The sequence below is a fragment of the Lentzea sp. NPDC006480 genome (assembly GCF_040611995.1).
GTDB lineage: Bacteria > Actinomycetota > Actinomycetes > Mycobacteriales > Pseudonocardiaceae > Lentzea.
This window is the reverse complement of the sequence record NZ_JBEXPJ010000028.1, coordinates 54,774-72,357: the sequence shown is the minus strand read 5'-3', so window position 1 is coordinate 72,357 and position 17,584 is coordinate 54,774. Positions and strand designations below refer to the sequence as shown.

The 17,584-nt window shown below is 68.7% G+C and carries 15 protein-coding genes and 1 pseudogene; 7 read left to right on the top strand and 9 right to left on the bottom strand.

Translation table 11 applies throughout. The features are described 5' to 3' along the window. From ABZX92_RS14385 to ABZX92_RS14370, 4 genes are all read right to left on the bottom strand, one after another. Nucleotides 1-205, bottom strand: a 205-nt coding sequence (locus ABZX92_RS14385; RefSeq protein ID WP_355558279.1) for a hypothetical protein, incomplete at its 3' end; no start/stop codon positions are given. Beyond that, entirely contained in the window at nt 205-1,611 is a 1,407-nt protein-coding gene (locus ABZX92_RS14380; protein WP_355558276.1) for a family 2B encapsulin nanocompartment shell protein, read from the bottom strand. The genes ABZX92_RS14380 and ABZX92_RS14385, both read right to left, overlap by 1 nt. Nucleotides 1,612-2,013: 402 nt before the next feature. Continuing rightward, entirely contained in the window at nt 2,014-2,487 is a 474-nt protein-coding gene (locus ABZX92_RS14375) for a heme-degrading domain-containing protein (RefSeq protein WP_355558273.1), read from the bottom strand. After that, on the bottom strand, nt 2,484-3,491 hold the full coding sequence (locus ABZX92_RS14370) for a Gfo/Idh/MocA family oxidoreductase (RefSeq protein ID WP_355558270.1): 1,008 nt from the start codon (nt 3,489-3,491) through the stop codon (nt 2,484-2,486). The genes ABZX92_RS14375 and ABZX92_RS14370 overlap by 4 nt, the downstream gene beginning before the upstream one ends. A gap of 37 nt (nt 3,492-3,528) precedes the next feature. Here ABZX92_RS14370 and ABZX92_RS14365 point away from each other — a divergent pair, with 37 nt between their 5' ends. The 5 genes from ABZX92_RS14365 to ABZX92_RS14345 all read left to right on the top strand — a co-directional run bounded on the left by ABZX92_RS14365 (nt 3,529) and on the right by ABZX92_RS14345 (nt 10,009). Beyond that, entirely contained in the window at nt 3,529-4,503 is a 975-nt protein-coding gene (locus tag ABZX92_RS14365; RefSeq protein ID WP_355558267.1) for an ROK family transcriptional regulator, read from the top strand. Between the two features lie 10 nt (nt 4,504-4,513). Next, nucleotides 4,514-5,305, top strand: coding sequence for a helix-turn-helix domain-containing protein (locus tag ABZX92_RS14360; protein WP_355558264.1), 792 nt, complete (start codon nt 4,514-4,516; stop codon nt 5,303-5,305). Nucleotides 5,306-5,310: 5 nt separating this feature from the next. Continuing rightward, nucleotides 5,311-5,709, top strand: coding sequence for a VOC family protein (locus ABZX92_RS14355; protein ID WP_355558261.1), 399 nt, complete (start codon nt 5,311-5,313; stop codon nt 5,707-5,709). Nucleotides 5,710-5,804: 95 nt separating this feature from the next. Then, nucleotides 5,805-9,155, top strand: a complete 3,351-nt coding sequence (locus ABZX92_RS14350; protein WP_355558258.1) for a S8 family serine peptidase — start codon at nt 5,805-5,807, stop codon at nt 9,153-9,155. 116 nt (nt 9,156-9,271) lie between these two features. Next, the gene (locus tag ABZX92_RS14345) at nt 9,272-10,009 is read left to right on the top strand and encodes an SAM-dependent methyltransferase (protein WP_355558255.1); all 738 of its coding nucleotides are present in this window, start codon (nt 9,272-9,274) and stop codon (nt 10,007-10,009) included. A gap of 86 nt (nt 10,010-10,095) precedes the next feature. Here ABZX92_RS14345 and ABZX92_RS14340 read toward each other — a convergent pair whose 3' ends face one another. From ABZX92_RS14340 to ABZX92_RS14330, 3 genes and pseudogenes are all read right to left on the bottom strand, one after another. Next, a complete protein-coding gene (locus ABZX92_RS14340) occupies nt 10,096-11,757 on the bottom strand; it encodes a DEAD/DEAH box helicase (protein WP_355558253.1) in 1,662 nt (553 codons plus the stop codon). Between the two features lie 59 nt (nt 11,758-11,816). Next, nucleotides 11,817-13,265: a metallophosphoesterase gene (locus ABZX92_RS14335; RefSeq protein WP_355558250.1), complete on the bottom strand. Its 1,449-nt coding sequence runs from the start codon at nt 13,263-13,265 to the stop codon at nt 11,817-11,819. A gap of 652 nt (nt 13,266-13,917) precedes the next feature. Continuing rightward, nucleotides 13,918-14,520 (bottom strand): annotated as a pseudogene (locus ABZX92_RS14330) (phosphodiester glycosidase family protein); the annotation flags it as partial. Between the two features lie 500 nt (nt 14,521-15,020). On the opposite strand from ABZX92_RS14330, the gene ABZX92_RS14325 reads away from it, so the two are divergent. Continuing rightward, on the top strand, nt 15,021-15,869 hold the full coding sequence (locus tag ABZX92_RS14325; RefSeq protein ID WP_355558248.1) for a hypothetical protein: 849 nt from the start codon (nt 15,021-15,023) through the stop codon (nt 15,867-15,869). 656 nt (nt 15,870-16,525) lie between these two features. Then, entirely contained in the window at nt 16,526-17,095 is a 570-nt protein-coding gene (locus ABZX92_RS14320; protein ID WP_355558245.1) for a hypothetical protein, read from the top strand. Between the two features lie 30 nt (nt 17,096-17,125). Here the strand turns inward: ABZX92_RS14320 and ABZX92_RS14315 are convergent, their stop codons facing one another. Together ABZX92_RS14315 and ABZX92_RS14310 are read right to left on the bottom strand one after the other, a co-directional pair. Further along, the gene (locus tag ABZX92_RS14315) at nt 17,126-17,368 is read right to left on the bottom strand and encodes a hypothetical protein (protein ID WP_355558242.1); all 243 of its coding nucleotides are present in this window, start codon (nt 17,366-17,368) and stop codon (nt 17,126-17,128) included. After that, nucleotides 17,350-17,547, bottom strand: coding sequence for a zinc finger protein (locus ABZX92_RS14310; RefSeq protein WP_355558239.1), 198 nt, complete (start codon nt 17,545-17,547; stop codon nt 17,350-17,352). Before ABZX92_RS14310 ends, ABZX92_RS14315 begins: the two co-directional genes overlap by 19 nt. Nucleotides 17,548-17,584: the final 37 nt, after the last annotated feature.

Here is a 17,584-nt window from a genome sequence, read left to right as displayed (position 1 = left end):
CGTTGAGCAGGCTGGGCCACGAGGCCGGGATCGGACACGTCACCGCCCACCAACTACGCCACACGTTGGCCACACAAGCCATCAACCGCGGCATGCCCATGTCCCGCGCCCACTGTGTCGAGTGGACGCGGGCGCGCTCGAGGTGCGGGTTCATCCGTGCCGGGTGAGGCACGTAGAACTCCGGCATGGTGAAGGACGCCGTCATCAGCCTTCGCGGCCCAGCTCGACGTGCTCGAGCACACCGATCGCGTCCGGCACCATGATGGCGGCCGAGTAGTAGGCGCTGACCAGGTAGTTGATGATCGCCTGGTCGTTGATCCCCATGAACCGCACCGAAAGGCCCGGCTGGTACTCGTCCGGGATGCCGGTCTGGTGCAGGCCGATGACGCCCTGGTTCTGCTCGCCGGTGCGGATCAGCATCACCGACGACGTGCGGGTGTCCGAGACCGGGATCTTGTTGCACGGCAGCACCGGGATGCCGCGCCAGGCCGGCACCTGCTGGCCGTTGAAGTCGATGTGCTGCGGGTAGATGCCGCGCTTGTTGAGCTCACGGCCGAACGCCGCGATAGTGCGCGGGTGGGCGAGGAAGTAACCGGGGTCCTTCCACACGATCGACAGCAGCTCGTCGAAGTCGTCCGGGGTGGGCGGGCCGGAGCGGGTGTGGATGCGCTGCTTCAGGTCCGCGTTGTGCAGCAGGCCGAACGAGCGGTTGTTGACGATCTCGTGCTCCTGGCGCTCGCGCAGGGCTTCGATCGTGAGCCGCAGCTGCTGCTCGACCTGGTCCATCGGGTTGTTGTAGAGGTCCGCGACACGCGTGTGGACCTGCAGCACGGTCTGCGCGACGCTCAGCTCGTACTCGCGCGGCGAGAGCTCGTAGTCGACGAACGTGCCGGGCAGCACCGGTTCGCCGTCGTGGCCCGCGGCCATGCCGATCTCGGCCTCGCCGAAGTCGTTCTGCGGCTTGTTGCGGCTGTTGTAGGCCTGCTGGATGTGGGCGCGCAGGCCGCCGGCCTCGCCGTTGAGGGCCTGGAAGTCCGCCCAGGACAGCGTGAGCACGGTGACCGGGGTGACGGCCTTGGCGGTGTACTCCCACTCGCCCTGCGGCCCGGCCAGCACGGTCTCGCCGAAGTACTCGCCGTCGGCCAGGTTGCCGAGCACGGTTTCCCCGCCGTACTCGCCGGTGCCGATCTTGTCGACCTTGCCGTGCGCGATCAGCACGACGGTGTCCTTCGGCCGGCCCTTCTCGACGATGAGGTCGCCGATGCCGAACTCCCGCTGCTGGAAGCGGCCGGCGAGCGCGGCGAGCACCGCGTCGTCGTCGAAGCCCTTCAGCAGCGACAGCTCGGTGAGCTCCATCGGGACGACGCGGATCTCGGCGCCCGTGTTGGTGAACGAGACGCGGCCATCGCCCAACGTGTAGGTGAGACGGCGGTTGACGCGGTAGGCACCACCCGCGGCCTGGACCCAGGGCAGCACCTTGAGCAGCCAGCGGGAAGTGATTCCCTGCATCTGCGGGACGGACTTGGTGGTCGTGGCCAGATTACGTGCGGCGGCCGTGCCCAAACTCAGCTGCTGACGGCCCTCATTGAGGTCAGAATCCGTCACAGTCACAACCTGCACCCACCTATCTCAATGCGCTAATGGACCAATCCGATAAGCCGGAACGGACGTTAGTTCTCGCGATTGAGGGCTGTGAAGAGGCCAAAAAGGCGACATTCGGGTGGGTGTCTTACGCCTGTCGATGCTACGGAGCGTACAACTGGTGCACTACGCAATGACCTGTGTATCGGCAGGCGGGTGACCTGTCTCTATTCGTATATGAGTGGAATAGCACACTCGTTTGGCTCAGTAGGATCACCCTTTTGAGCGCATTGGTGAGCGATGTGCGGCTGCTATACAACACCACTCCGAGTGGGTAGATAGCCACTCGAAGTAGTGTGTATCAATACAACATTGCGCCTCTTGGTGCCGCCTGGAACCGATGTCCGGATTTTGTACCGAGGACTATTCGTGCTATTGCGCGGCGCGGGAGTTCAGGAACGATTCCAGCTGAGTCACGACGAACTCGTGGTCCTCGGCCTGCGGCAGACCGGACACTCCGACCGTGCCGACCGGGCCGGTGCCCCGCAGGATCACCGGGAAGACGCCGCCGTGCGCGGCGTACAGAGCCGGGTCCAGGTGCGGCTGCGCCTCGAACGTCGTGCCCTTCTCGCGGAACGTTGTGCCGACGTAGAACGAACTGTGGCCGAACAGGTCGACGACACGCGCCTTGCGTTCGAGCCAGCGGTCGTTGTCCGGCGCGGTGCCGGGCAGAGCGGCGTGGAAGAGCCGGTGTCCGTTGCGCTGCACCGAGATCGCGATCGGCAGGCCCTGCTCGCGGGCCGCGTCGAGCAGGTGCAGGCCGAGCTCGATGGCGACGTCGTTGCCGAAGCGGGTGAACTGCAGGCGGCGTTCCTGGGCGAGGAGTTCTTCGCTGGTGAGGCTCACAGCTCCACCACCCGGTTCTCGCGCGCGGACGTGAACGCGGCCTCGATGACCTCGAGCGCGTAGACCGAGCTCGACGGGTCGACCGGGATGCGTCCGGCCTGCAGTTCGGCGTAGAAGTTCTGGTAGGCGCCGGGTTCCACCGGGATTTCCGTGGTCTCGTCGAGGAGTCCGAGCTGCCCGGTGCGGGTTTCCACGCCCCAGTCCGGGTCGGTCGGACGGCGGCCCGCGTCGAGCGCGTCCTCCTGCTCGTCCATGCCGCTGATCACGAACGCGCCTTCGCTGCCGAGCACGCGGAACCTCGGGCCGTGGTTCGCCGCGTGCGCGTTGGCCCACAGGTGCGAGCGAACTCCGTTCTCATGCGTCAGCGCCACGAACACGTCGTCGTCGACCTGCACGCCGGGCCGGCGCAGATCCAGCTCCGCGTAGACGGTCTTCACCGGGCCGAACAACTGCAGCGCCTGGTCGACGAGGTGCGCGCCGAGGTCGTAGAGCAGACCGCCGGCTTCGGCCTTGTCCCCGAACTCGCGCCAGTTGTCCCAGATCTCCGGCACCCACCGCTCGTATCGAGACTCCAGGCGGGTGATGTCCCCCAATTGGCCGATGATCTTGCGCACGGTGAGGAAGTCGCTGTCCCAGCGGCGGTTCTGGAAGACGGTGAGTGGCACGCCTTTCGCTTGCGCTGAGGCCACCAGATCCTTCGCCTCGGCACTCGTCGGCGCGAACGGCTTGTCCACGACGACCGCGACGCCCTTGTCGATCGCGCGCTTCGCGTACTCGACGTGGGTGCGGTTCGGGGTGCCGACGACGATCAGGTCGAGGTCCATCTCGAACAGCTCGTCCGCGGTCACGATCTTGGCGTCCGGGTGCGCGGCACTGGCCTGCGCCTGCCGCTCCGGGTTCGCCGTGACGATCGCGACGAGGTCCATGCCGTCGGTCGAGGAGATGAGCGGGGCGTGGAAGACCCGTCCCGCGATGCCGTAGCCCAGCAGTCCGACTCGTGTCATGCTTCTCATTAAAGCAACGCTGTTGCATAATTGCTACGTGGACCTCACCTCGCTGCGTTCGCACAACGACCGGACGGTGCTCCGGCTGGTCCGCTCAGGGGCTCTGAGCAGGGCGTCCATCGCCGCGCAGACCAAACTGACCCCGCAGGCCATCTCGAAGATCGTGGCGCGGCTCATGTCGGCCGGCCTGCTGGAGGAGACCGGGGCGGTGCGCGACGGGGGCCGTGGCAAGCCGCGGATGGCGCTCCAGCTCCGGGCTGACGGCGCGGGTGCGTACGGGGCTTACGTCGACCGTGACGAGCTGCGGGTGGTGCGGCTCGACCTGACCGGCGAGGTGGTGTCGGCGTCCGTGGTGCCGTTGGCGCCGATGTTCACGCCGGACGACGTGCTGGCCGCGTTGGAGCCGTTGATCTCGGTCGACGAGAAGGTGCTCGGGCTCGGCATCGGGATCGCCGGTCCGCTCGAGCACCGCGACGGGGTGGTGTCGCCGAACGGTCTGCCGGGCTGGTCGCGCGTTCCGTTGAAGGCGCTGGCCGAGGAACGGCTCGGGCTGCCCGTCGTGGTGGACAAGGACACCAATGCCGCCGTGCTGGCCGAGGCGTGGCGAAGGCCCCTGCAGGACGCCGCCGTGGTGTTCGTCGGCACCGGTCTGGGTGTCGGCTTGCTGCTCGGCGGTGAGGTGCATCGGGGAGGACGGTCCGGGGCGGGAGAGTTCGGGCACACGACGATTCAGCTCGACGGGCCGCTGTGTGTTTGCGGACGGCGTGGGTGCGTCGAGGCGGTGCATGCGGCTTCCACGGGTGTCGAGGCCGCGCGGGTGCTTGCGGCCGCGGTCACGAACCTGGTGCAGCTGCTGGACCTCGACCAGATCGTCCTGAGTGGACGGAAGGTGCTCCGGTCGCCGGACCTGTACCTGCGGGCGATGCCGGACGTGGACGTGAGCATCACGTCCTACGGTGTCGACCTGGTGCCCGTCGGCGCTGGGCTGCTGGTCCTGGGCGAACTGTTTTAGCATCAGCGATGTGGACGTCGAGCACGTCATCGGCCTGCCTCATCCGAGGCTGCGGCCGTTCGTGACGCGGTACTCCGGGTATCGGATGCACACCGAGCCCGGCATTCACCGCGGCCTGCCGTCGCGCTCGCTCACGCTCATCGTGACCATGGACGGCACGGTCGACCTGGCGCAAGGCCGGTTCGCGACGCTGTGCGGCGGCCTGCACGACGAGGCCGTCATCATCACGCACGACGGGTTCCAGCACGGTGTCCAGTGCGAGCTCACGCCGTTGGGGATGCGGGCGTTCTTCGGCATGCCGGCGGGGGAGCTGGCGGCGACCACGGTCGGGCTCGACACGTTGGACGCTCCGGCCTCCGAACTGCGTGAACGGCTGCAGGAGGCGACGACCTGGGCGGATCGGTTCGCGCGGCTGGACGCGGTGCTGGGGCGGTTGATCAAGCCGGTCAAGCAGCAGGTCGAGGTGGCGTGGGCGTGGCAGCGGCTCGCCTCGGGAGCGCCGGTGGGGGAGATCGCCGCCGAGGTCGGCTGGAGCCGGCAGCACCTGAGCGCGCGATTCGCGGCCGAGTACGGGTTGACGCCCAAGGTCATGGGCCGGGTGATGCGGTTCGAGCGGGCCAACCGGATGCTGCGCGGCGAGGTCCGGCCGACGCTCACCGAAGTGGCCGTGGCCTGCGGATACACCGACCAGGCTCACTTCAACCGGGACTGGCGGGCGCTGTGCGGCGGGACTCCGACGGAGTGGATCGCGGCCGAGCTTCCATTCGTACAAGGCAGCGAGGACGGTCAGGGCGCAAGGTAGCTCGCATGACTACACCTGCACCTACCTGTTGGCCCGGACTGTCCTACTCCGACGCCCCGGCCGCGATCCGGTTCCTCGTGGAAGCGTTCGGGTTCAAGGAACATCTCGTCGTGCCGGGCGAGGCCGACGGCGAGGTCGTGCACTGCGAGCTGGTCTGGCCCGAGGGCGGCGGCGTGATGCTCGGGTCCGCCAAGCGCTCGGTCGGCGAGGTCACGGCGACCCACGTCGGCGCCGCGTCCGTGTACGTGGTGACCGATCGGCCGGACGAGATCCACGCGCAGTGCATGGCGCACGGAGCCACGGAGATCCGCGGGCTGCGCGATGAGGACTACGGCTCGCGCGGCTTCACCGTGGCCGATCCCGAGGGCAACCGCTGGAGTTTCGGCACCTATCGCGGCGCCTGACGAGGCAACCTTCTTGCGAGGTTTGGAGTCTTCTGGGTGAGAGGTTCACATCCAGGGGAGGACAAGTGCGCCTTGTAGCTGGTTTATCCGTCGCGGTGCTCGCCGCCGGGCTGCTCGGCCCGGCGGCGCACGCGGAACCGCCACGACCTCAGCTCACGACGACCAGGACCATCACGCTGATCAGCGGTGACAAGGTCGTCGTGAACGAGCGGGGCGAGCTCGTCGGGGTCGAGGGGCGGCCCGGCATGCGGTTCGCCCAGTACGTGCGGGACGACCACCAGTACGTCGTGCCCGCGGATGCCGTCGCCGCGGTGGCGCAGGATCGCGTCGACAAGCGCTTCTTCGACGTCACCGCGTTGCACGAGTTCGGCTACACCGACGACAAGATCGACCGGATTCCGGTGCTGGACAACGCTTTGCGCGCGGCGGCCGCGGTTCCGAAGAAAGATGCCGGGCAGCGCTGGAAGGGCAGGGCCAACTCTCGCGGCGCCGGAAAGCTGTGGCTCGACGGCAAGTCGGAGATCCTGCTGGACCAGAGCGTGCCGATGGTCGGCGCGCCGCAGGCGTGGCAGGCCGGGTTCGACGGCAGCGGCGTCACGGTCGCGGTGCTCGACACCGGCTACGACCAGAACCACCCGGAGCTCAAGGACGTCGTGGCGGTGTCGAAGGACTTCACGCCGGCGGGCATCCAGGACAACGTCGGCCACGGCACGCACGTCGCGTCCACGATCGCCGGGCGCGGCGTGAAGTACTCGGGTGTCGCGAAGGGCGCGAAGCTCGCGGTCGGCCGGGTGTGCGAGGCGCAGTGGTGCCTGGACAGCGCGATCCTGGCCGGCATGGACTGGGCCGCGCGCGAAGTCGGCGCCAAGGTCGTGAACATGTCGCTGGGCGGTGACCAGTCCGACGGCACGGACCCGTTGTCGCTCAAGGTCAACCAGCTCACCGCCGAGACGGGCGCGCTGTTCGTCGTGGCGGCGGGCAACGCGGGCGAACGGCGCAAGGTGTCGTCACCCGCGTCGGCCGACTCGGCGCTCGCCGTGGCGAACCTGCTGAAGTCCGGCACCCTGGAGCAGGGGTCGTCGCGCGGCCCGCGGCTCGGGGACTACGCGGTGAAGCCGGACATCGCGGCGCCGGGCACGGACATCGTGGCCGCGCGCGCCGAGAACACGTTGTGGGACCACTACGTCGACGACCTGCACGCGCGGCTGACCGGCACGTCGATGGCGGCACCGCACGTGGCGGGCGCGGCCGCGATCCTGGCGCAGCGCAACCCCTCCTGGACCGCGGCCGAGCTGAAGGCGCACCTGATGGCGACGGTGAAGCCGATCGCCGACACGTCCGCGAACGTCGGCACCGGCCTGCTCGACGTCGGGCGTGCGGTGACCCAGCAGGTGCGTGCGGACGCCGGCAGCCTGTCGTTCGGGTTGCTGGAGTTCCCGCACACCCGCACGTTCACGAAGACGATCACCTACCGCAACGACGGCTCGTCGCCGGTTTCCTTGTCACTGCGGCATGATCTCGGTGTCGGCTTCACCGTTCCGGCGTCCGTGGTCGTTCCTGCCGCCGGGTCCGCGTCGGTGGACGTCGTGCTGGATCCGCGCAAGGGCAACGGCACGTTCTTCGGGCACGTCACGGCTTCCGCCGAGGGTGTCTCGGTCACGACCTCGGTCGGCGCGTACGTGCAGGAGGAGCGGCACACGCTGACGTTGTCGGTCACCGGACGCGACGGCAAGCCCGTGGCGGACGAGTTCTTCGTGCTGGTCAACATGTCCACGCAGGAGTCCACCGGGCTCATCGTCGAGAACGGCACCGGCTCGGCCCGGTTGCCGGTCGCCGACTACGCGGTGCTGGGCCGGATCGACGAGAAGACCGCGAACTACGCGTGGTACACGCCGGTTTCCGCGACCGAGGTGGCCGGTCGCGTCTCACTCACCGCCGACGTGACGGCGACGCTGGATGCGCGGCAGGGCAAGCAGATCAGCGTCCAGCTGCCTGACTCGTCGGTCGTGTGGAACCGCGAGACCCAGCTGAAGGTGCCGATGAAGCCGGGCAGGACCAGCGGTGTCTCGGCGGTGACCGACGGACGGGTGCCGTTGTACAGCCTCTCGTTCGGCGGGAAGCTGCCGGAGCTGACCTACGACTCCGGACTCAACGGCGGGCAACCGCTGATCTCGGTCGTCGGCGGCTTCCCGGTGAACTACTTCGAGGCCAGCAAGCCCCTGCCGCCCGGCGACCACCAGCTCGACGTGGCCGAACGCGGTGGCGATGTGCGCGGCAAGCTCGCGCTCATCCGCACTGTCGGCGAGGACGTCAACGCCGCGGCCCAGGCGATGGCCGACGCCGGAGCGGTCGCGGTGCTGTGGGCCGGGCCGGTGCCGTTCGGGTCCGGGCAGACCGCCATCCCGGTGATCACCGTGGCGGAACACCACGTGGCGACGACGCCTGCTCGCCTGACGTTGCGCGCCATCACCGGATCGCCGGTGGCGTACGTGTTGTCCCTGCGGGACAAGGGCGCCTTGCCTGCTGGTACGAAGCACATCCGTCGTTCCGACCTGGCCGAGGTCAAGGCGCGGTACTCCACGTCCAACGGCGACGGCTCCGTGATCCAGCGGAACTACCCGCTGCAGGACGGGGTGTTGAACGGCAGCTTCGGCACGTTGGACGAGAGGCTCACGGCACCCGTCCAGCGCACCGAGTACTTCACGCCGGGCGACTGGTTCCAGGAGGGCTTCGACCTCAACAGCGCCACGTCGTGGGCCGACCTCGAACCCGTGACCTTCGTGGCGGGCCAGCACTACGAGCGCACGAACCTCCGCGCGGTCGCGTCGCCCCGGTTCGGCCGTCCGTACCTGGTGACCTGGTCTCAGGGCGGTGGCGTGGACCGGACTGGCGACATGATCAACACCCGGATCTCGCCGTTCGGCGGCTCCGGCTGGGTGGAGAACTGGCAGTACTCCGGCTACGGGTCCGTCGAGCTGAAGCACTCCGGCGAGTCGGTCGGCTGGGCGGACGTCCGGCAGGGCTCGTTCTACGCACCTGTGCGCGATGGTCGCTACCAGCTGGTGCTGGACGCGGCCCGGGACACGTCGGCGTTGTCGACCAACGTGCACACCTCGTGGGAGTTCTCCGCTGCCGCGGACGGCCGGTTGCCGTTGCTGGAGGTCGACTACACGGTGCCGGTCGACCTGCGGAACAGCTGGAAGGCCGGCGCGCCGATGCCGGTGAAGTTCACCGCGTCGCGTCAGTCCGGAGCGGGCAAGGCCACCGTGCGTGAGCTTCACGCGTTCGCTTCGTTCGACGACGGAGCCAACTGGGTGCCGGTGAAGTCCCTCGTTCCCCCTGGTGGGAAGGCTGGGGGCTTCGTGTCGCTACGCGTGGTGGCGACCGACGCGGACGGCAACACGGTCGACCAAACGGTCCTGCGCGCTTACCGCCTTCGGGCGTAACCGCACGGCCGTTCGGTCGTTGTAACCCCCTGCGGCACCTGCCCAGTTGTGCGCGAGACGATCCAGGGACGCGGCGTCTCGCAGCCGCGGGCAGGTGCCGCCATTAGGTTGGGCTCATGGGGAGCTTCGAAGACCTGGTGGTGGAGGGGGCGGCGGTACCGCTGGAGGGCTGGGACTTCTCCTGGTTCGCGGGCCGTGCCACCGAGGAACGCCCGCCGTGGGGCTACGCGTCGTTGATCGGGCAACGGCTCGCGGTGGTGGAGTCCGCTTTGGACCTGCAGACCGGCGGAGGCGAGGTGACCGCGTCCGCGCCTGTCCTGCCGCGCCTGATGGCCGCCACCGAGTCATGGCCGCCCAACGCGCTCGTGGCGTCCCGGAACCTGCCGCTGGTCGTGCGGGCGCCGGACGACGGGCCGCTGCCGTTCCGCTCGTCGGCGTTCGACCTGGTCATCAGTCGGCACCCGGTGGTGACGCCGTGGGTGGAGATCGCGCGGGTGCTGCGGTCCGGTGGGACTTACTTGTCGCAGCAGATCGGTGCTGGGACGAACCGCGGGCTCACGGATTTCATGATGGGTCCGCAGCCGGTGAGCGACGCTCGCAGCACCTCACGGGCGCGGGCGGAGGCTGAAGCCGCCGGGCTGGAGGTGCTGCGGTTGGAACCGGTGGAGTTGCGTGTGGCGTTCTTCGACGTCGGCGCGGTCGTTCACTTCCTGCGCAAGGTGTTGTGGACCGTGCCCGGGTTCACCGTGGAGGGGTATCGCGATCGGCTCCTGGACATGCACGAGCACATCCAGGAGCACGGCGAGTTCGTCTGCACCTCGACCCGGTTCCTCGTCGAGGCGCGCAAGCCCTAGAGCCAGTGCTTCTCCTGGTACCGCTTCATGATCCGACGACAACGGCCCCCTCCCGATGCAGCGGGAGGGGGCCGTTCCACGTGCTGTCAGCGGGGCTGGCGCTCGCGGCGGATCGTGATGCGCTTGCCCTTGATGGTGGCGTCACGCAGCTGGTCGATCACGTCGTTCGCCGACGTGCCCGGCACCTCGACCAGCGAGAACCGGTCCGCGATCTCGATCGCGCCGATGTCGCGGCCCTTGAGGTTCGTCTCGCCGGTGATGGCGCCGACGATGTCCTGCGGGCGGATGCCGGACGAGCGGCCCGCGCCCAGGAACAGCCTCGTCATGCCTTCGGACGGACCGCGGCGTTCGCGGCGGGGGCCGGCCGGGGCACCGTCGCGGCGCGGGCGGTCCTCGCGCGGGCGGACCTCCGGGATCTCCTCCTCGTCGGCCGCGGCACCCGAGGCCTCGTGGGCGAGCTTCACGGCGGCGAGCGCGATGTCCATGACGTCGAACTCGTCGGCCAGGGTCTCGACGACCACGCGGAAGCGGCTGAGGTCGTCCTCCATCAACGACTCCTGCAGCGACGAGCGGGTCAGCTCCAGCTGGCGGGCGCGCAGGTCGGCGACCGTCGGGACCTTCTCCATCGGGATCTTGGTCTTGGTGACGCGCTCGATGGTCTTGAGCATCGAGTTCTCGCGCGGCTCGACGAGGGTGATCGCGACGCCCTCACGGCCGGCGCGGCCCACGCGGCCGATGCGGTGCGTGTACGCCTCGGGGGCGGACGGCACGTTGTAGTTGACGACGTGCGTGAGCTGCTCGATGTCGAGGCCGCGGGCCGCGACGTCGGTGGCCACCAGCAGATCGGCCGTGCCGCCGCGCAGGCGGGCCATCACCCGGTCGCGCTGCTCCTGGCTGATGCCGCCGTGCAGCGACTCGGCGCGGTAGCCGCGGCCGTTCAGGGTCTCGGTGAGCTGGTCGACCTCGTCGCGCGTGCGGCAGAAGACGACCGCGGCGGTCGGCGCCTCGACGTCCAGGACGCGGCCGAGCGCGGCGGGCTTGTGCTCGCGGCGCACCAGGTACGCGGTCTGCCGGACGCGCGGGGCCTCGCCCGGCTCGGTCTTCTCGCGCTCGATCTGGATCAGCACCGGCTCGCGCAGGTGGCTCTTGGCCATGCGGTTGATCCGCGGCGGCATGGTGGCCGAGAACAGCACGGTCTGCCGTTCGGCCGGCGCCTCGGCGAGGATCGCGTCGATGTCCTCCGCGAAGCCCATGTCGAGCATCTCGTCGGCCTCGTCGAGCACGACCATCCGCAGGTCGCCCAGCTGCAACGTGCCGCGCTGCAGGTGGTCGATCGCGCGGCCCGGGGTCGCGACCACCACGTCGACGCCGCGGGACAGCTCGCGCAGCTGGCGGCCGATGGGCTGGCCGCCGTAGATGGGCAGCACGCGCGCGCCCATGTGCCGGCCGTAGCGGTGCACCGCTTCGGACACCTGCACCGCCAGCTCACGAGTCGGCGCGAGCACGAGGGCGAGCGGCTTCTCGCCCTTGCCGATCCGGTCGGCGATGCGTTCGAGCAGGGGCAACGCGAACGCCGCCGTCTTGCCCGTGCCCGTGGCGGCCTGCCCGAGCAGGTCGTTGCCCGCGAGCAGCGGCGGGATCGCTTCACTCTGGATCGGCGTCGGCTCCTCGTAGCCCAGGGTCGTGAGGGCGTTGAGGATGTCGGGCCTGAGCCCCAGGTCGGCGAAACCGTTGTCGGCGGTGGTCATGACGAGTATCTTCCCCCACCGCCTCACATCGCACTCACTCAGCACCGGTGAAGGCCAGGTCAGGCCACCTCCTGCAGGCTCACGCGGACTTCCTCGCTGCTCGTCGCGCCGTTGACCGTCACCGAGATCTTGACCTGACCAGGCCTTATCGCGGTGAGCAGTCCGGTGCCGGGATCGAGCCACGCCACGTGCCACGGCCTGAGCCCGGACGCGTCGCCCACGTGCAGACCGGGTGACCCTTCCCACACCACGCCCATCGGATACTTCACCGGCAACGTCCGCGAACCCTGTTTCAGCGTCGCCGCAACCGTTTCCCGCTCGCCCAGCCGGAGGTGCGCCGGCGCCTGCACTTGGAGTGCGTCCACATGGGGTCGGATCTCAGCCTTCACTCCTCGGTCCGTCACGCCGACGAGCGTCCAGCCGGTGAACCCGCCCGCCTCGGCAGGTGCCTTGCCGGAGTTGCCGTTGACCACGTAAGGGACTGCGTCCACTGTGGACGCGAAGAAGCCGCCCACGTGCCCGCCGATGAACGCCGTGGGCTTGTCGCGTTCGGACAGCAGCCTCTCGAAGTACGCCGCCTCCATGCGGTCGGAGAGCTGGCTCGTGTGCGCGGGCGTCGGGTCGCGCGGCGGGTGGTGCATCAGCACGACGGCCTGGCCCTCCGCGGTGTGGAGCGCTTGCCGCAGCATCTCCATCTGGTCGAAGCCGCCGCCCCTGATGGTTCCGGTCGACGAGTCGAGCAGGACGAACCGCGTGCCCTTGTGGTCGAACGTGCGGTGGGTGGCGCCGAACTCGCGGCGGAAGTTGTCGATCGTCCCCGGACCCATGATCTCGTGGTTGCCCGGCACGTAGTACCAGGGGAAGTCGCCGAGCTCCTCGGTCAGGATTCTTCTGGCCAGCTTCAGGTCCTCCGGCGAGGCCTCGTCCACCAGGTCGCCGTTGATCACCACGAACTCCGCGCCCGACGCCTTGATCTCCTTCAGCGCACGTCTGGCGGACCTCACCAGGTCGCTGTCGGGGTTGCGCGCCACGAACTGGGCGTCGGACATGACCGCGAACTTCCAGCCGGCGGCCTGGCCGATCACGTCCTCGCGCAGCTCCGGCGTGGGTGGCAGGGTGACTTCCGGCGGGACTCGCGCGGTGATGTCGTCGACGAGCACCTCGCCCTGGTAGGAGCGGTCGGCTTTCGTCTCGATCGTGTAGAACCTGGTGACCTGGATGGGGAACTTGAGCTCGGCGGGGACGGGCACCTCCAGCTGTCTCCAGCCGTTCCAGGTGATGTACGGGCCGTAGAGCGACCTCGACTGGCCCGTCGCGTCCGTCACGGTGAACGCCGTCCACTCGCCCTTGCCGCTGCCGTTGACCCAGGCGCCGAGCGACAGGGGTTGCCCGTCGACCTGCAGCGGCTTCGGCGGCACGGCGTAGGCGGTGCGGGTGCCGGTCGACTGCGTGAAGTCGTAGCTCAGCTTCAGGGCGTTGCCGGTGTGGCCGTTGGGGTCGGGAGTCACTGAGCCGGTCGCGCGCCGAACCAAAAGTCCACTGTGGAGCGTCGGTTTCGAAGCCGGCGATCAGCTGTTCGTCCGCGCCGACGGTGACCGCCAGCTGGGTCTCCTCGCCCTGTGCCCGCGCCCTGATCGTGGTGGCGCCGGTTTTCTTCGCGGTGATCTGCAGGTCGGGGGAGATGTCGATGACCTCGCGGTCGTAGCCGAGGTCCAGGTCCGCGCGTTCGATCGGCGCGCTGTGGCCCTTCGCGTCGAAACCGTTGATCCGCAACGGTTTCCGCTCGCTCACGGTCATGCTGGTCCGGGTGGTTTCTGGAGCGATTCGCGCGAGCTTGCCCAGCACCGTGAGCTTGGTGGTGTTGTTGGTGAGGCCGCGGAACGCCGTGAAGCTCGCCGGTCCCGTGTGCGGTGCCGCGTGAAAGGTGTCGCCGATCGCCCAGCCACCCGTTGCGCGCGTGATGTGCTCGTTGTTGGTGGACGGTCCGTACGTCTCGTCGTAGCCGTGCACGGTCATACGGCGGGTCATGCCGGGGAAGACGCGCTTGTCGTCGGTCTGCACGTCGAACCCGACGAGCCTGCCGGAGCCATGTGGCGCGTAGAGGGCGAGGCCGTTGGGGATCGGGCGTTCGGCGCCGTCCGAGGGCGTGTTGACCGTCTTGAGCTCGGTGGTGCCAGGTTCGCGCGCGAGCATGGTCGACGACCCGCCGCCGTCGAGGTTGAGGGCGTTGTACGCGCCGAGCTCGATCATGGCGTCGGCGAGGTCCTTGAGGTTCAGGCCGAGCAGGTACGCGCCCTGCCGTCCGTCGACGGTCAGCATGAACATCTTCTTGCCGTCCTGGGAGAAACCGACGGCGGTGCGCGGGTGCGGCGGATCCGTCGGCGCGACGTTCCTGCCGTCCTCGACGAGCAGCTGGCGCCCGCCGATCGCGGTCCGCGGCTTGCTGCCGTTGCTGGTGCGGCTCTCGTACCTGATGTCTACGTGGTCGCCGGGCTTGAGTTGTTTGAGCACGTCGGCGCCCTTGTCGCGGCCAACGAGCGCGTAGCCCTGGACGGGCTTGCCACTGGGGCTGCCGATTTCCTGGACGATGTCGTTCTGCACGATCACTTCGGCCGTGTTCGTCGCGCCTTGCGTGGCGCGCGCCCTGCTGTAGGTGCCCCACAACGGGTTGAAGACACCGATGCCGTCCACGTCGATCTTCGCGCTGTTGAGCTGCGTCAGCTTGTGCGTGCCGTTGAGCGTGCCTTCGAAGAAGGTCTCCATCACGCTGCCCACGCCGGCCGCGTCGATGCCGACCGCTCTGCCTTGGCCGGACTTCCTGAGCTGCCCGTCCTGGACGCCGACGCCTTCGGGTGCGTTGCTGTTGTTGATGTCGAAGAAGTCGCCGTTGATCGCCGCGACCGCGTTCTTGGTTTGGCTGGAGAGGGGAGCTGCCCGGGCGACCGTGCCGTTGTCGACGTAGCCGACCTCGGCTCGGGTGAGATCCACGGCGAGCGCGTCGCCGCGGATCCAGCCGCTCTGTTCGTACCAGTCGAAGGAGCTGAGGGTGACGCCGGGAGCGACGGGTCTCTCGGTCCGCTCGGTCTCGATGCGTCTGCTGATGTCGGCGTGAGCAGGGGAAACGGGCGCAAGGAGGGCAGCGGTGATGATCACCGTGAGTGCACGTCTCGTCACGCCGCGAAACGTATCGAGCGGTGGTGAAGAAACGCCTAACGCGGGCGATCGTGCGGGAAGCCCCAGCTCGGCGGTCTTATGCTGGCTCGGTGACGAATAGCCTGACGGTCTGCTCCTCGCACCTGATCACCCTGCCGAGCGCGCCTTTCGGCCCGGTTCGCGAGGCGATCGCCGATGCTCGTGCCGCGGTGAACGAGTTCGACCCGGAGCTCGTGGTCTTCTTCGGCACGGACCACCGTCGTGCGTTCCGCGCCGTGGTGCCGACGTTCGCCGTGGTGCTGTCGGCCACGGCTCAGGGCGACGTCGCCGGTCCGTCCGGTGCCTACGACGTGCCTTCCGCGCTGGGCCGCGCTCTGGTCGCGGATCTGGTGGCGGGGGAGTTCGACATCGCGACCGCCTACGAGGCCGCGCTGGACCACGCGTTCGGCCACACGGCGCGCGACCTGCTCGGCGAGATCGACGCCAAGCCGGTGCTGCCGATCTTCATCAACTGCGCCTCGCCGCCCCACGCGTCCTTCCGCCGCGCGGCGTCGCTGGGACGCCGCGTCGGCGAGTTCTTCGCGGACAAGCGGGTGCTCTACGTGGGTTCGGGCGGCCTGGCGCACGACCTGCCGGGATTCCGCGAGCCCGAGACGGGCGAGGTGCTCACGGAGGAGGAGCGCCAGGCGTGGATCAAGTCGGTCAACGAACGGGCTCGTGTTGAAGGCACGATCCGCGAACTGGTGCGCACGTGGGACGAGGCCTTCCTGGCCGGCATCGGCGGGACGTCGTGGGACTGGCTCGACGAGATCGGCGTCGACCTGGTCGAGCGCGGCGGCAACGGCGCGGCGGAGTGCCTCACCTGGACGGCGGCGTGGGCCGCCGGTGGCCAGGCCCTGAAGACGCTGGCGCACGAGTTCGACACGAACGGCCGCGCCGTCGCGATTTCGGACAAGTAGACACACTGCTCGGGCTGATGCGCGGCGCTTCGTTCCGCGCAAAGGTCTTCCGCTGTAACCCTTTCACCTCCACCCCCGATCAACTGGCCAGTCGTTGAAGGGTGGAGGCAACCATGGGCTTCTCGGTGAAGATCGCGCCTGGTGTGCGCGTCCGAGCATCGAGCCGCGGAATCCGTACGAGCGTTGGCCCTCGCGCGGCCCGACTCCACGTCGGCGGCGGCCGGACCGGATTCTCGTCAGGCGTCGGGCCCGTGGGTTTCTACACGTCGCTGTCCGGCACGCGACAGCGAAGCGGTGGCGCTTCGAGCCGAAGCACCGCTGGCACCTCGCAGCGGACACTGGCGCAAGCCGCCAAGGCCGAGCTCGCCGGGCAACTTCGTGCCGCTCTGTTCAACATCCTCAACCTGCACCGCCAGGACTTCCCGCCCGCCGCGCGGCCTATCGCCCCCGCACCCCCGCCGGTGACAGCGGACGAAGTCAGACGAAGGCACCACAAGCACGCCCTGGCCGGCATCGGTCTCTTCCAGCGGACCGCTCGGCGGGAGGCCAAGGCCCGAGCGGAAGCCTCGGCCGCAGCCGAGATCCAGGAACTTTCAGCTCGGCGATCAGCGGCACACGCCCAACATCAGGCTGACCTGGACCAGTGGTGGGACGCCTTGCGGGTCAACGACGAGACCGTCGTGCTCGAAGTGCTCACGGCCGCTTTCGAGGACAACGAAGCACCCGCAGCGCCGGTCGGGGTGAGCGGCTCCGAGCTGACCGCCGTGGTGCTGGTGCCGACGGTCGACATCGTGCCGGAGAAGAAGCCGACCACGACCGCGGCAGGCAACCTCAGCCTGAAGAAACTGACCAAGACGGAGCGGAACAACCTGCATCTCACGCTGGTGGCTTCGCACATGCTCCTGACGGTGCGCGAGGCGCTGGCGGTGGCGCCCGGAATCACCGCCGTGCGAGTCGTCGCGCTCCAGCAATCACGCGTCGACTCCTACGGCACGCCCCAGATCGACGTGGTGTTCTGTGCCCACTTCGAACGTGACCGCCTCGCTGCCGTGCGCTGGAACGAGGCCCAGGCCAACAACATCATCCACGACACCGCCACCGAAGTCGTGGTGGATCTCAAACGTACGACGCAGGAGCTTCTGCCCATCGACCTGAGCACAGAACCAGCCATTCGGGGCCTTCTCAGCCGAGTCGAGATTGGCGAACTCGTCGACCGCCAGGGATGAGACGCACGGAACCTCGTCCGTGAGATCGGGTTACGTGCCCTCCACCGTGGTGAGCGCGTCGGCCTCGGCCAGGTACAACCGGCCGAGGTCGATGAGGAGCGTCCCCAGCTCCCGATAGTGCTCCGCGCGCTTGAGGTCGGGAATCAGCCCACATGTGCGCAACATGTTCTGCGCGAGCATCTCCCCGAACTGTGGATAACTCTTCACCACCTCACGCGAGAGCCGCTGAAGAGATATGCGGAGCAGGTCCTCCGTCAGGATTTCCGCGGCCATGGCAGGATCCCCTCGCTCTCACGCCAGACGCCGTCGCAGTCCCAGCACGTCGGCCACACGTTCTTGTCGCGCCAGAGGCTCACCTGGTGTGGCACAACAGGATCGCCGCAGAGTGTCTCGACGAGCTGCCCCCTGGCGGGCTCGTCGTGGATGGCGTGACGCCGCCCCCCGTGGGGCATCCAACGAAATCTCACGGAATCAGGTTCGCGCTTGGAA

Bases quoted from the DNA above. Each gene is read 5' to 3' on its own strand.
- ABZX92_RS14370 (WP_355558270.1), bottom strand. From the start codon at position 3,491: ATGACACGAGTCGGACTGCTGGGCTACGGCATCGCGGGACGGGTCTTC.
- ABZX92_RS14355 (WP_355558261.1), top strand. From the start codon at position 5,311: ATGACTACACCTGCACCTACCTGTTGGCCCGGACTGTCCTACTCCGAC.
- ABZX92_RS14345 (WP_355558255.1), top strand. From the start codon at position 9,272: ATGGGGAGCTTCGAAGACCTGGTGGTGGAGGGGGCGGCGGTACCGCTG.
- ABZX92_RS14340 (WP_355558253.1), bottom strand. From the start codon at position 11,757: ATGACCACCGCCGACAACGGTTTCGCCGACCTGGGGCTCAGGCCCGAC.
- ABZX92_RS14315 (WP_355558242.1), bottom strand. From the start codon at position 17,368: ATGGCCGCGGAAATCCTGACGGAGGACCTGCTCCGCATATCTCTTCAG.
- ABZX92_RS14310 (WP_355558239.1), bottom strand. From the start codon at position 17,547: ATGCCCCACGGGGGGCGGCGTCACGCCATCCACGACGAGCCCGCCAGG.